Origin of the sequence: Vibrio sp. V31_P5A7T61 (genome assembly GCF_009904895.1) — a bacterium.
GTDB classification, from domain to species: Bacteria; Pseudomonadota; Gammaproteobacteria; order Enterobacterales; family Vibrionaceae; genus Vibrio; species Vibrio metschnikovii.
This window is the reverse complement of the sequence record NZ_WXWI01000036.1, coordinates 82881-97689: the sequence shown is the minus strand read 5'-3', so window position 1 is coordinate 97689 and position 14809 is coordinate 82881. Positions and strand designations below refer to the sequence as shown.

Genomic DNA, 14809 nt, shown 5'->3' with positions numbered 1-14809 from the left:
GTCTGAAGACAGAAACTCAATAAAGCAGCCAATCAGACTTTATCGAGTAACAAGACAATGTGGAGCGGTAGTTCAGTTGGTTAGAATACCGGCCTGTCACGCCGGGGGTCGCGGGTTCGAGTCCCGTCCGCTCCGCCACCGATAAGAGTCCCTAGCAGCAATGCTGGGGATTTTTTTGTTGTTCGTTATTAATACGAAAGAAAAGCAGACAGCGGATAAGTTTAATTGAATAGCATACCGGCCTGTCACGCCGGAGGGCGCGCCTGTTTTTAATAGCAGAGAGTCCCGTCCGCTCCGCCACTGATAAAGGATCCCTAGCAGCAATGCTGGGGATTTTTTGCATGGGGCAAATAGGCAAACTACTAGAATTTGGACGTTCTTGACCCGTCAACCGCTTTGGAAGTCGCTGATCACTCGCCATAATGCCCTCACCAATGGATCATCGAGCTGAGAACGTTTGCAACAGACTCCTAATTTAAAGGGCTTAATCGGTAATACAGAGAGTTTTTGCACCTTATCTCTGAGCGGACTATTGTTGATCACGACATCTGGGGCCACGCCAACACCACAACCTAATGCTACTAAACTCACGATAGCTTCATGTCCGGCGATTTGTGCATAGATATTGGGTTTAATCTTCATTTTCTTAAACCAACTGTTGGCTCTCTCTCGTGCTGTCCCTGCCTCGGGAACAATAAAGGGTATTTGGTTCCAATCGGGAAACTCTTTTTGCAGCTCTTCTAAAAAGTGACTGATCCCTGTAGGGGCGATCACTGACAGCGGTATTTCACTGATCGTAGCGAATTCAAGCCTTGAAGGCACATTGTCAGGGATGGCTGCAATGGCAATATCCGCCTCATCTTCAAGAATAATTTCAATCGCTTGAGCTGGATCGCCCGTGAGTAATTTGAATTCAATATAAGGATGTTGGAGGCGAAAAGCATTGAGTAAATCAGGTAAGTGGCTGTAACTGGCAGTGACCGAGCAAAATAAACGAATTTCACCTTTCAGTTCACTGTGCTGTTCATTAAGTTGTAACTGTAGTTGTCGCCAGTCATTAAGCATACGCTGGGCGACGGGTAAGAGTTTATAGCCAGATGGGGTGATCTCTACACTTCGATTATCGCGGACAAATAAACTATGACCTATTTCGTCCTCTAATTTTTGAATTTGTCGACTCAGTGCTGACGGACTGACATGCAGTGCTTTTGCTGTGCTGCTAAAATTTTTATGCTCACAAAGGTGTACGAATAGCTGTAGGGTTTTTATGTTCATTAATCTTACCATTGTTGCATTTATTGCAATTACTACTTGTGAATATATCACTTTAAGCAATGATGTTCATGCACTACTATGAAAGCTATTCGGTGTATGACCACCGACCGTATGGATCATCATCAAGGAGCGCACAATGGCTAACTATTTCAACACATTAAATTTACGCGAACAGCTCGATCAGTTGGGTCGTTGCCGATTTATGGCCCGAGAAGAATTTGCGTCAGAAGCCGATTATCTGAAAGGTAAGAAAATAGTCATTGTAGGGTGTGGCGCTCAGGGCCTGAACCAAGGCCTAAATATGCGTGATTCTGGACTTGATATTGCTTATGCTTTGCGTCAAGTGGCGATTGATGAACAACGTCAATCTTATAAGAATGCACAGTCTAACGGCTTTCCAGTCGGTAGCTATGAAACACTGATTCCGCAGGCGGATCTAGTGATTAACCTAACCCCAGATAAGCAACACACTAATGTGGTAGAAAGTATTATGCCACTAATGAAACAAGGGGCAGCACTTGGTTATTCTCATGGTTTCAATATTGTCGAAGAAGGCATGCAGATCCGCAAAGATATTACGGTCGTGATGGTCGCCCCTAAGTGCCCTGGAACGGAAGTTCGTGAAGAGTATAAGCGTGGCTTTGGCGTTCCGACCTTAATTGCGGTCCATCCGGAAAATGATCCTCAAGGTGAAGGCTGGGAAATTGCTAAAGCGTGGGCGGCGGCAACGGGAGGGCATCGTGCTGGGTGCTTGGAATCTTCGTTTATTGCGGAAGTAAAATCTGACTTAATGGGTGAACAAACCATTCTTTGTGGGATGTTACAAGCGGGCTCAATTGTCTGTTATGAAAAGATGGTTGCTGAAGGCGTTGACCCAAGTTATGCCGGAAAACTACTCCAATATGGTTGGGAAACCATCACAGAAGCACTCAAGTTTGGCGGTATCACTCATATGATGGATCGCCTATCAAATCCAGCTAAAGTAAAAGCTTTTGAGTTATCAGAGCAACTTAAAGATTTATTACGCCCACTGTATAACAAACACATGGATGACATTATTGCTGGTCACTTCTCTCGGACTATGATGGCTGACTGGGCGAATGATGATGCTGAGCTACTGGGGTGGCGCGCCGAAACGGCACAAACTGCGTTTGAAAATTATCCTGATTCGAACATCAAAATTGCTGAACAAGAGTATTTTGATAATGGCATTCTGATGATTGCGATGGTTCGTGCTGGGGTTGAGCTAGCCTTTGAGGCGATGACCGCATCAGGAATTATCGACGAATCGGCCTACTATGAATCACTACACGAGTTACCATTGATAGCCAATACCATTGCCCGTAAGCGTTTGTATGAAATGAACGTAGTGATTTCGGATACTGCTGAGTATGGTAATTACTTATTTGCCAACGTCGCCATACCATTGCTGCGTGAGCAATTTATGCCTTCAGTAAGTACCGATGTGATTGGCAAGGGACTTGGTGCGGTTTCCAATCAAGTCGATAACGCAACGTTAATTGAAGTTAATAGTGCGATTCGCAACCACCCAGTTGAATATATTGGTGAAGAACTTCGTGGCTATATGCAAGATATGAAGCGTATCGCGGTTGGTGATTAACCGCTAGTCACACTAAAGAGCAACACAGCAAACACAACAAACACAACAACATAAAAATATAATAAAGGGGCTGAGTGATACACGAAGCCCCACTTTTTTCCTTCCGGTTCACATTTCCCAGTTAACGCTACTTATTTTTCGTTAAGTTTCGCTTCCAGCTCGTTAAGTTTCTGCTCCATATCGCTGAGTTTTTGACGCGTACGTAGTAAGACTTGCGTTTGTACATCAAATTCTTCTCGGCTAACCACATCGAGTTTATTTAATTGTCCTTGGATAACTTGGCGCACTTTTTGTTCGACATCAGAGCCGAGGTCTTTGACGGGTTGAGGCATTGAGTCGTGGATTTGTTTAGCAATTTGTTCTAGTTTTTTGGGATCAAACATTGGGTGGTCTCTCCTTATTTATTGCCGCTATTCTATGCAATTCATGGTTAAAAGTCGTTACTTAGCCAATAAAAAAGGCCACGTTTGTGGCCTTTGCGATAACAGAGGAAGAAGCTTACGAGCGATTTTCGGCTAGTTGTCGTTGAGCGGCTTTCGCTTCATCAATCCGTGCGAGTTTCTCTAGATCTTTATCTTCAACGAAGATAGGAAGCGGTTTGTGTTTCTCCGCTAAATAGCTATAAATTACCGGAAGTACAAATAGCGTAAACAGAGTACCAATCGAGAGACCCGCGACAATCACGATGCCAATACTAAAGCGCTGTGCGGCTCCTGCACCCGTTGCGTACATCAGTGGTATCAAGCCTGCAATCATCGCCGCTGTAGTCATCAATATTGGACGTAGACGAACCTTGGCTGCTGCCATCACGGCATCAATACGGCTGAGCTTATTATGTAACTGCTCTTCTTTGGCCACCTCACAAATCAAAATCCCGTGTTTAGTAATCAAACCGACCAGAGTGATTAACCCGACTTGCGAGTAGATATTCATGGTTGATGCTCCCCACGCCAGGGCGATCAGCGCGCCGCAGATAGCTAAAGGTACAGATACCATGATCACTAATGGATCGCGAATGGATTCAAATTGAATCGCCAAAACTAGGAAGATAATCGCTAATGCTAAGCCAAAGGTCACGTAGAGTGCGCTTCCCTCTGTCACGTATTGTCTTGCTTCGCCCATATAATCATGGCTATAGCCTTTAGGCAGTTGAGTTTCAGCAATGTTTTCAAACCAAGCGATGGCATCACCCATTGCGGTACCTGGTGCAGGTACCGCACCAACCGTTGCTGAATTTAACTGATTAAAGTGAGGCAGTGAGCGCGGCTCGGCGACCACATCAATGGTGATCAAGCTGCCCAATGGGATCATGTTGCCATCGGAAGCCCGTACAAAGTAGTTTTTCATTGATTCAGGGTTAAGGCGATATTTACGCTCGACCTGCGGAATGACCTCGTAAGAGCGGCCATCTAAGTCAATACGGTTAACATAGCCATCGGCCATCATGGTCCCTAACGTCATACCAATATCCTGCATGGTCACACCGTAAGCGCCCGCCTTGTCCTTGTCGATGTTGATTTTCATCGTCGCGGAATCGTAGTTCAGATCCAAATCCGAATAGATAAAGAGTGGGCTAGCTTTGACTTGTGTTAATACATCACTGGCAATGGTGAATAAGCTCTCAAATGCGTTAGGTGTAGTGATGACAAACTGAATCGGTAACCCAGAACCCGCGCCGGGTAACTCAGGCATTTGGAAAGCTGTTACCGCCATGCCGGGAATATCTTGTACTAAGTGGCCAACACGTTTCGTCACCTCTGCTTGACTGGCTTGACGTTCGCTCCAAGGGAACATTGAAGCAATACCAAACGCTTGGTTAGAATTTGGAACCCCGGTAAACACTTGAGCAAATTGTACCTCTGGCTGATCAGAGAGAATTTTATTCACTTCATGCATCGTATTCGATAGGTAATCTAAGTTAGCGTTAGATTGTCCAGTACCGAGTAGCATGATTACCCCTTTATCTTCCGATGGGGCCAGTTCACTAGGAATGAATTTAAATAAAACGGGTAGACTCGCAAACACGATGATCGCAAAGGCAATCACGACTGGGCGATGCAACATCACCGCTTGCAACATGCGATCATAGCGCTGAGTTAACTTATCGAGTAGATGATGCACGGTTTGTTCAAATTTGCTCGGTATTTCATTGGCTTTGAGCATCTTCGAGCACATCATCGGTGATAAGGTTAAGGCGATAATACCAGAGACAAACACTGCGCCAGCTAAGGTTAGCGCAAACTCTTTAAACAATGCACCCGTGATCCCGCCCATTAAAGCGATCGGAGCATATACCGCACCTAGCGTTAAAGTCATCGAAATGACTGGAACCGCGATTTCCCGAGTACCGATAATTGCCGCTCGAAACGGTGACTCTCCTTCTTTAATATGCCGGTCAATGTTTTCTAGTACGACAATCGCATCATCAACCACCAGACCGATCGCCAACACCATCGCAAGTAGTGTCATCAGGTTCCATGAGAATCCCATCGCTTGCATCACCATAGCGACACCAATCAGTGATAGTGGAATGGTAATAATGGGAATAATCACCGCTCGCAACGATCCTAAGAATAGCGTGATCACCACCAGTACAATTAACGCCGCTTCAATGATGGTTTTGATAACCTCATGAATGGATTCATTAATCGCAACGGTTGAGTCATACATGACATTCATTTTTATCGTGCTTGGCATATTGCGCTCAAGCTCAGGCAGGACATCAAGAACATCTTTGGCAATATTGATAGGGTTAGCGCTTGGGGCGGCGTTAATTGCTGCCACAACCGCTTCTTGCCCATTAGCACTCGCACGGTAGCTGTCATGACTCTTCGCTAAACTGACTTTGGCAATGTCAGCCAGACGAATAATGTTGCTAGCATCGGTCCTTACGACAAGGTTTTTGAGCTCTTCAACACTAGAGACTTGAGTGTCAGCGCTACCATTAAACAGCACAAACTCACCGGTGATTTGACCGGTCGCCGATTGATAGTTATTTGCGCTCAATACGCCCATAACATCTTTCGCGGTTAGATTAAACGCCGCCATTTTTGCCGGATCTAACCACACACGTAGGGCATATTTCATACCCCCGTACAGATCGATACTGGAAATACCATTAATTGCGTACAGTTGAGGGTTAATCACCCGTTGTAAATAATCGGTGATCTGACTGGAATCAAGTTCATTACTAGTGAAACCCAGATACAACACGGCGGTTGTTGAACCTGTCGACATACTGACCGATGGATCTTCGGCCTCTTTTGGCAGCTGAGAGCGAACCGAGTTGGTTTTGGCTAAAATATCTGCCAATGCTGCGTTAGGGTCAGTATTGAGTTTCATGTAAACGGTGATTTTGGAGCTACCTAACACCGATTGAGACGTCATATAGTCAATATTATCGGCTTGAGCCACCGCTTGTTCTAATGGCTGAGTGATAAAGCCTTGAATCAAGTCGGCACTGGCACCGTAATAACTGGTAGAGACCGTAATCACCGTATTGGTCATTTCAGGGTATTCGCTCACTTGCATTTTGAACATCGCTTGCAAACCAAGCAATGCAATCAAAAAGCTGATCGATACCGCTAAAACTGGACGTTTAATAAAAACATCAGTAAAGCGCATAATTCCTCCGGTTACAGCATCGGTGTTTTGGCTGGTGGAGTCGTCGCATCGCTTTCTACGATACGTACTTTCACGCCATTGCTTAAACGAACTTGCCCTGTAGTGACGACGACATCCCCAGGATTTATGCCTTCGAGGATATGAGCAATGTCACGAGTACGTTCACCAACTTTGATGACTCTTTGTTCGACACGCTGTTCACCTTTATCTTTAGTCAACACAAATACACTATCGCCATAGAGTGTAAAGGTGATGGCGGTTTGAGGCAGAGTCACCTGATTCTCTAGTGTTGGTAAGATGATGTGCGAGCGAGCAAACATACCACTGCGTAATTTACCATCGCTATTAGGGATATCCGCTTGAACTTGAATCAAACCACTTTGCACGCTAACGGCAGGTTCAATCGCCGTGATCGAGCCTTTAAACGAATCGTCAGGATAAGCGTCGACAAAAATATCAACATTTTGTCCGATGAAAATGCGGGAAATATCAGTTTGTGGCACGGTAAAACGTAGACGCATGACGGTGGTGTCTTCTAGGCGTACGATGTCAGTGCCGGGTTGTAAATATTGACCGAGATTGACATTACGAATACCTACCACGCCAGCAAAAGGGGCCTTAATTTCGCGGCGAGCGATAGCGGCTTTTAAGCTTTCGATATCGGCAGCGAGCGAGTAGTAACTGGCTTCTGCGTCATCAAGAGCTTCTTTAGATATTGACCCTTTACTGAACAAACCTTTATAGCGCTCATATTTGGCTTTTGCGGCAGGGAGTCGAGCTTTTGAGCTCTTTAAATTGGCTTGTTCGACGGCAGAGTCAAGCATTACCAATGGTTGATCTTCTTCTACTTGAGCGCCTGATTCAAACAAGATGCGATCAATCACGCCACTGGTTTCTGTCGTTAGAGTGACGCCTTGATTCGGCTCAATAAAACCAATGGCTTCAATCACGGGTACCCAATCAACGGCATTGACCTCAGTGACCGTTACCGGAAATTCTGCTTCAGGTCGGTTGGCCATAAATTCAGCGATTTTTTGCTGTTTAAACAGATTGAAACCTATCACGCTACCAAATAGCAGCACCACGATAAGTAACATAAATAATGTCCACTTTTTCATTCTGGTGAGAACTCCAAGTTAATGTTGAATGACGGTATCTCAATCGGCTCGATAACGACTTGAAATGTGCCACATGGTTGAAATGTTTCCCTATCACAATCGATGATAGGGGTTAGGTTTTCTTGAGTTTGGGACTAAGTGCGCTGGATACACCTCATGCTCAATAGCTAAATAAACCGGTAGCAACGTTTATAAAACGTAGGTGGTTGTACCGATGATTACCAGTAAAGAGAGAGTCCAATAGCTATTTTTTGCTCAATTCATTTTATTTGCAATCAGTTGTTATGGTTTGGCATTCATATTTTTCTTCTGACTGAATAATAAGCTTGCCATCATATCTGATGAACTGAGGTCACATTATAGCCTACAACCTAACCATGTTTGCAATACAGTTGTGCAGTAAATGAGAAAAAATTTTACTTTGCGACGGTTTTTTGAGTTCAACATAGTATTGAGCCATCAGCGGCATTATGATTAGCGTCTTGAATAATCCACACAGAGAAGAAGATGAAGCTGAACTCACGACAAGATGAAGCGGTAAAGTATGTATCGGGTCCTTGTCTCGTCCTCGCGGGAGCTGGGTCGGGAAAAACCCGCGTGATTACCAATAAAATTGCCTATTTAGTTCAGCAGTGTGGATATAAGGCACGTAATATTGCAGCGGTGACCTTTACTAATAAAGCCGCTCGAGAAATGAAAGATCGCGTTGGTCAAACATTAGGTAAAGCGGAGTCGCGTGGTCTCATCGTATCAACGTTTCATACCCTTGGTTTAACTATTATTCGAAGAGAGTACAAAGCGTTAGGGTTAAAACCCGGTTTCTCATTATTCGACGATCAAGATCAATTAGCATTATTGAAAGAGCTTACGGAATCTCAGCTAGAGGGCGATAAAGATTTGTTGCGTCAGCTATTAAGTACCATTTCTAATTGGAAGAATGACATGGTATCGCCGCAACAAGCCAAAGCCATCGCAAAGGGTGAGCAGCAACAACTTTTTGCTTTTTGTTATGAGTGTTATCAGAAGCAGATGCAAGCGTATAACGCCTTAGACTTCGACGATTTGATCTCACTACCCGTTCGGCTCTTGCGTGATCATCAAGAGGTGAGAACGCGCTGGCAAAGTCGTATCCGATATTTACTCGTTGATGAATATCAAGACACCAACACCAGTCAGTATGAATTAGTTAAACTATTGGTCGGTGAGCGTGGGCGTTTAACTGTCGTGGGTGATGATGATCAATCGATCTACTCTTGGCGAGGCGCTCGACCACAAAATTTGGTCCAGCTAGGTCAAGATTTTAGTCATTTAAAATTGATTAAATTAGAGCAGAACTATCGTTCAACCAGTCGAATTTTACGTGCCGCGAACATTTTGATAGCTAACAATCCTCATGTGTATGAAAAAGTACTGTTTTCCGATATTCCTGATGGAGAAAAACTCAAAGTCATTATTGCTAATAATGAAGATCATGAAGCTGAGCGAGTCACTGCAGAGCTGATCGCCCATAAATTTCTTAATCGTACCGAATACCGTGATTACGCGATTTTATATCGGGGTAATCATCAGTCGCGTCTGATTGAAAAGTCACTGATGCAGAACCGAGTGCCTTATAAGTTATCTGGGGGAACGTCATTTTTTGCTCGGGCAGAAATTAAAGACATCATGGCTTATTTGCGAGTTTTGGTGAATCCGGATGACGATAATGCCTTTTTACGGATCGTGAATACTCCTAAGCGAGAAATAGGGCCTGCGACCTTAGAAAAACTAGGTAGTTACGCCAACATGCGAGGTAAAAGTCTGTTTGCGGCGAGTTTTGAACTGGGATTGGAACAACATTTAGCGGGGCGAGGCCTGGATAATGTACGACGTTTTACGCAGTGGTTAGTTGAAATCACCGATAATGCGGAACGTGGCAATACTGTCGAAGCCTTACGCTCGCTGGTGCGTGATATTCACTACGAAGATTGGTTGTATGAGACATCTTCAAGCGCGAAAGCGGCGGAAATGCGTATGAAAAATGTTTCCGAGCTTTATGCGTGGATTGTTGCTGATTTAGAGGGTGACAATTATGATCAAGAAGAGAAAACGCTTAAAGAAGTGGTTCAACGCTTGACCCTACGTGACATAATGGAGCGTGGCGAGCAAGATGACGATAGTGATGCTGTTCAGCTAATGACGTTGCATGCCTCGAAAGGATTGGAGTTTCCTTACGTTTATCTGATAGGCGCTGAAGAAGGCATTTTGCCCCATCAAACCAGTATTGATGAAGAGAATGTCGAAGAGGAGCGTCGTTTGATGTACGTTGGCATTACACGAGCGCAGCGAGAATTAACGTTTACCGTTTGTAAAGAACGCCGTCAGTTTGGTGAACTGATTAAACCGACCCAAAGTCGCTTTTTGGATGAATTACCTTACGACGATGTTGAATGGGAAACGAAGAAAAAAGTGCTTTCTCAAGAAGAGCGAATGAATAAAGGCCAAGCACATATCGCTAATTTAAAAGCCATGTTTACTAAAAAATAGCCAATATCGACTTTAGCCATTAACGGATTATTTTGGGTGATGGCGTATTGTCTATCACTGATAACGCGCTTTAGAGGCAAGAGTTAGCGGTAAAATTGGCTTTTATCGGCAAGGTTTGTTGAAAAAGACGCCAAACAAGAAAAAAAGTTGAAAAAGTACTAGACGCCCTCAGGGGATATCCGTATTATTCCACTCCGCCGATAGGGCATGCGCCCGTAGCTCAGCTGGATAGAGCGTTGGCCTCCGGAGCCAAAGGTCGAAGGTTCGAATCCTTTCGGGCGCGCCATCCGGTTGGTTGATTAGGGTGTGTATTGGCAACATCAGTGGTGGCTATAGCTCAGTTGGTAGAGCCCCGGATTGTGATTCCGGTTGTCGCGAGTTCGAGCCTCGTTAGTCACCCCATTATTTTGGTAGCAATGGCTTCCATTCTTGATTTTTCGAGATAAAAAATTATATCGGTGAGCAGCGCAGTTTAGTAGCGCATCCCGAGTTTAGGAATAGTGGACCAGAGGGCGACCCTCGGTAGTTATTCTTAAAGTAAAAATTGTTTCGGTGAATAGCGCAGCTTGGTAGCGCATCTGGTTTGGGACCAGAGGGTCGGGGGTTCGAATCCCTCTTCACCGACCATTTTCAATAAGTTAAGCAATTAGCTTAACTGACAAATAGCTATAATTAATTAGCTATTACAAAGATTGATGGTGGCTATAGCTCAGTTGGTAGAGCCCCGGATTGTGATTCCGGTTGTCGCGAGTTCGAGCCTCGTTAGTCACCCCATTATTTAAGCAGTATAAAAAGATATCGGTGAGCAGCGCAACTTGGTAGCGTATCCCGATTTTATGAGCAGCGGACTAAAGGGCGACCCTCGGTAGTTGTTCTTAAAGCAAAAAATTGTTTCGGTGAATAGCGCAGCTTGGTAGCGCATCTGGTTTGGGACCAGAGGGTCGGGGGTTCGAATCCCTCTTCACCGACCACTATAAGAAGCCCTAGTCGAAAGACTGGGGCTTTTTGTGATCATGGTAGAGATAAGTGGTGAGTCAGCGCTGAGTTGAGCTTTTCGATAACTCAGCGATAAATTTATCTTTTCGAGTTTGCTTGTTGCTTTTATGTGAAAATTTTGCCAAATTGTTCAACTTGTAAATAACCAGAACAATGGACTGGTCAAAAGGATTGATTGGTACTGACTGAATAATCAGCCATTTTATGGTCTGAATCAGTCAGTCTCAGACACGGATAATTACGCCATAGCGGTTGAGGTCTGGTTTGCATGTCACTTTTAGAAGTTAATAACTTACGCATAGAATATCCCTCACGTCATGGGGTTCATGTTGCGGTAAAATCACTCACACTGGATATTCAGCGCGGTGAAATTGTCGGTGTCGTCGGTGAATCGGGGGCTGGCAAATCGACCGTCGGTAATGCAATTATTGATCTATTGAGTCCTCCTGGCACCGTTGCTGGTGGTGAGGTGTTTTTAAATGGCGAGAAAATTTCTGGCCTATCAATAGAAAAAATGCGCCAAGTGCGTGGTTCAAAAATCGGCTTTATTTTTCAAGATCCGATGACGTCTTTAAATCCATTATTCACCGTTGAACAGCAGTTAACGGAAACCATTCATGCCAATATGAAGGTGAGTAATGAACAGGCTTACCAACGCGCATTAGCGTTGATGAATCAAGTAGGTATTCCGCAGCCTGAAAATCGTCTTAAGCAGTATCCTCATCAATTTTCAGGTGGTATGCGTCAAAGAGTGGTTATCGCTATCGCCTTGGCCGGAGAGCCGGACCTGATCATTGCCGATGAGCCAACCACTGCGCTAGACGTGTCTATTCAAGATCAGATCTTGAGTTTGATTCGTGATTTGTGTAAGAAAAATAATGTTGGCTGTATGCTGGTGACCCACGATATGGGCGTTGTTTCGAATGTTACCGACCGTGTTGCGGTTATGTATCGCGGTGATCTCGTCGAATTTGGCCCGACGGCGAAAGTGCTTGGCGACCCTGATCATCCTTACACACGTAGTTTGATCTCTGCCGTCCCGCGTTCGGACATCAAATTAGACCGATTTCCGCTGGTTAGCTACATCGAGCAAGCCAGTGAACTGGCGCCACTGGATATCAAAACCCATTGGTTAGGACAAAGCCAAGATCAGCGTGCCTATACTGGCCCACTATTGAATGTTGAGCAGGTTAACTTGCGCTTTGTAACCAAAGACTCATTGTTTGCCAGTCGTCGTGAATATGTTCAAGCATCGAACAATGTCAGTTTCCAAGTCCATGAAGGGGAAACGTTTGGACTGGTCGGTGAGTCGGGATCGGGTAAATCAACCATCGCGCGAGTGATCGCGGGCTTATATCAACCTAATGAAGGTCGAGTGACGTTTGAGGGAATCGATCTTACCGCTTTCAAATCGGAAAAACAGCGTCGTCCTATCCGCCGTCAAATGCAAATGGTGTTTCAAAATCCGTATACGTCAATGAATCCTCGCATGAAGGTGATGGACATTATTGCTGAACCAATTCGCTTCCACCATTTGACCGACAATGAATCGCAAACGCGGCAAATCGTGCACGATCTTTTAGAGTATGTTGGCTTGGGCCGAATGGCTGGCGTTAAGTATCCTCATGAGTTTTCTGGTGGTCAGCGTCAACGTATTTCGATTGCTCGAGCTCTCGCGACTCGTCCTCGTCTATTGATTTGTGATGAACCGACTTCTGCCTTGGATGTTTCTGTGCAAGCACAAATCTTGAATTTATTAAAAGACTTACAGCAAGAGCTCAATTTAACCATGTTATTCATCAGTCATGATTTGCCGGTTATTCGCCAAATGTGTGACCGAGTCGGGGTGATGAAGATGGGGACCTTATTGGAAGTTGCCCCAACAGAGCAATTGTTTACCCATCCACAACATGAATACAGTCAACAATTGATCTCGTTAATGCCGGAATTCACAGGCTTAAGAGAACAACGAGTCTCGGCTTAATGCGCGATGAGCGTTAAAGGTTGACGATAGGTCATCGACGTTGTACCCAATAACCAAAACAACCCATAGGGATATCGATTCCCGCATAAGGAGTTATGCAATGAAAATCATTAAAAGCAAGCTAGCCCTAGCCTTAATTGCTGCTGGACTGAGTTTTTCGCTCAACGCTGCACAAATCAAAATCGCTTACGATTCAGACCCCGTGTCGATGGATCCTCATGAGCAGCTCTCTGGCGGTACACTTCAGTTATCGCACATGGTATTTGACCCGCTGATTCGTTTCACTCAAGACATGCAATTTGAAGCTCGTTTAGCGAAATCTTGGCAGCGTTTGGATGATGAAACCATGCGCTTTCATTTACGCGAAGGCGTCAAGTTTCACTCTGGTAATCCTTTCACTGCCGATGATGTGATATGGACGTTCAATCGCTTGAAAGAGTCCGCCGATTTTAAAGGTATTTTTGAACCGCTAGCATCGATCAACAAAGTGGATGATTACACGGTGGATATCAAAACTAATGGTGTTTATCCCCTGATCGAAAACGTTGCGACCTATATTTTCCCGATGGACAGCCAGTTCTACTCTGGTAAGACCGCTGATGGCAAAGATAAAGCGGAAATTGTCAAACACGGATCTTCCTTTGCTTCTTTAAATGCTTCGGGCACCGGCCCTTTCATTATTACTCACCGTGAGCAGGGTATTCGTATGGAGTTTGCTCGCTTTGCGGATTACTGGGATACAGCCAGCAAAGGTAACGTTGAGAAACTGACTCTCGTGCCAATCAAAGAAGATGCAACCCGTGTGGCGGCATTATTATCTGGTGGTGTTGATATGATTGCACCTGTCTCGCCTAATGATTACCAGCGCATTCGTAATGCGCGTGATGTTGAGCTGTACACCATGCCGGGTACACGCGTGATCACCTTTCAATTAAACCAAAATAGTCATGAAGCCCTACGTGATGTACGTGTTCGTCAAGCGATTGTCTATGCGATTAATAATCAAGGGATTGTCGATCGTGTTATGCGTGGTGCCGCGACAGCTGCAGGTCAGCAAAGCCCAGTCGGTTATGCCGGTTATAACGAGAATCTCAAACCGCGTTTTGATCTTGAAAAAGCCAGACAATTGATGAAAGACGCTGGTTATGAACAAGGCTTTAATTTGTCGATGATTTCGCCGAATAACCGCTATGTTAATGACGATAAAATTGCTCAAGCCGCTTCTGCAATGCTTGCTCGTATCAATATTAAAGTTGATTTGAAAACCATGCCTAAAGCGCAATATTGGCCAGAATTTGATAAATGTGCGGCGGATATGTTGCTGATTGGTTGGCACCCAGATACAGAAGATTCAGCTAACTTTACCGAGTTTTTGACCATGACGCGTAATGAGCAAACGGGTAAAGGGCAATACAACTGTGGTCACTACTCTAATCCAGAAGTGGATGCTTTGGTCAATGCGTCTAACGTTGAGACTGATTTAGCCAAACGCAGTGAGATGTTGAAAAAGGTAGAAGAGATCTTATACAACGAAGCGGCATTCGTACCATTGCATTGGCAAGATCCTTCTTGGGCGGCGAAGAAAAACCTAGAGTTAGCGCCGATCATCAATGGTATGGACTTCCCTTACTTTGGCGATTTGGTGGTTAACAAGTAGCGTTTAGA

The 14809-nt window shown here is 44.8% G+C and carries 8 protein-coding genes and 6 tRNA genes; 10 read left to right on the top strand and 4 right to left on the bottom strand.

Annotated elements, in window-relative coordinates; all coding sequences use genetic code 11:
* The first annotated feature begins 61 nt into the window (after positions 1–61).
* Positions 62–138: transfer RNA gene (locus CAG58_RS09620), tRNA-Asp, on the top strand.
* Positions 139–387: 249 nt separating this feature from the next.
* Here the strand turns inward: CAG58_RS09620 and ilvY are convergent.
* Positions 388–1275, bottom strand: a complete 888-nt coding sequence (gene ilvY / locus CAG58_RS09615; RefSeq protein ID WP_004397521.1) for an HTH-type transcriptional activator IlvY — start codon at positions 1273–1275, stop codon at positions 388–390.
* Between the two features lie 136 nt (positions 1276–1411).
* Here ilvY and ilvC point away from each other — a divergent pair, with 136 nt between their 5' ends.
* Positions 1412–2896: a ketol-acid reductoisomerase gene (ilvC, locus tag CAG58_RS09610; RefSeq protein WP_161426549.1), complete on the top strand. Its 1485-nt coding sequence runs from the start codon at positions 1412–1414 to the stop codon at positions 2894–2896.
* 131 nt (positions 2897–3027) lie between these two features.
* Here the strand turns inward: ilvC and ubiK are convergent, their stop codons facing one another.
* From ubiK to CAG58_RS09595, 3 genes are all read right to left on the bottom strand, one after another.
* Positions 3028–3279, bottom strand: coding sequence for a ubiquinone biosynthesis accessory factor UbiK (ubiK, locus tag CAG58_RS09605; protein WP_154169639.1), 252 nt, complete (start codon positions 3277–3279; stop codon positions 3028–3030).
* 115 nt (positions 3280–3394) lie between these two features.
* On the bottom strand, positions 3395–6520 hold the full coding sequence (locus tag CAG58_RS09600; RefSeq protein WP_161426548.1) for a multidrug efflux RND transporter permease subunit: 3126 nt from the start codon (positions 6518–6520) through the stop codon (positions 3395–3397).
* Between the two features lie 11 nt (positions 6521–6531).
* Positions 6532–7638 carry an efflux RND transporter periplasmic adaptor subunit gene (locus CAG58_RS09595; protein ID WP_040905713.1) on the bottom strand — a complete coding sequence of 369 codons (1107 nt, stop codon included), beginning with the start codon at positions 7636–7638 and terminating at the stop codon, positions 6532–6534.
* 507 nt (positions 7639–8145) lie between these two features.
* Here CAG58_RS09595 and rep point away from each other — a divergent pair.
* The 8 genes from rep to CAG58_RS09555 all read left to right on the top strand — a co-directional run bounded on the left by rep (position 8146) and on the right by CAG58_RS09555 (position 14801).
* The gene (rep, locus tag CAG58_RS09590) at positions 8146–10164 is read left to right on the top strand and encodes a DNA helicase Rep (RefSeq protein ID WP_161426547.1); all 2019 of its coding nucleotides are present in this window, start codon (positions 8146–8148) and stop codon (positions 10162–10164) included.
* 209 nt (positions 10165–10373) lie between these two features.
* Positions 10374–10450, top strand: a tRNA-Arg gene (locus tag CAG58_RS09585).
* Positions 10451–10490: 40 nt separating this feature from the next.
* Positions 10491–10566: transfer RNA gene (locus CAG58_RS09580), tRNA-His, on the top strand.
* A 148-nt stretch (positions 10567–10714) separates the two neighbouring features.
* Positions 10715–10791 (top strand) — tRNA-Pro (locus tag CAG58_RS09575).
* A 71-nt stretch (positions 10792–10862) separates the two neighbouring features.
* Positions 10863–10938: transfer RNA gene (locus CAG58_RS09570), tRNA-His, on the top strand.
* Positions 10939–11058: 120 nt separating this feature from the next.
* Positions 11059–11135 (top strand) — tRNA-Pro (locus CAG58_RS09565).
* A gap of 293 nt (positions 11136–11428) precedes the next feature.
* Positions 11429–13144, top strand: coding sequence for a dipeptide ABC transporter ATP-binding protein (locus CAG58_RS09560; RefSeq protein WP_161426546.1), 1716 nt, complete (start codon positions 11429–11431; stop codon positions 13142–13144).
* Positions 13145–13244: 100 nt separating this feature from the next.
* Positions 13245–14801 (top strand): ABC transporter substrate-binding protein, encoded by a 1557-nt coding sequence (locus tag CAG58_RS09555; RefSeq protein WP_161426545.1) that lies wholly within the window; start codon positions 13245–13247, stop codon positions 14799–14801.
* Positions 14802–14809 lie beyond the last annotated feature (8 nt).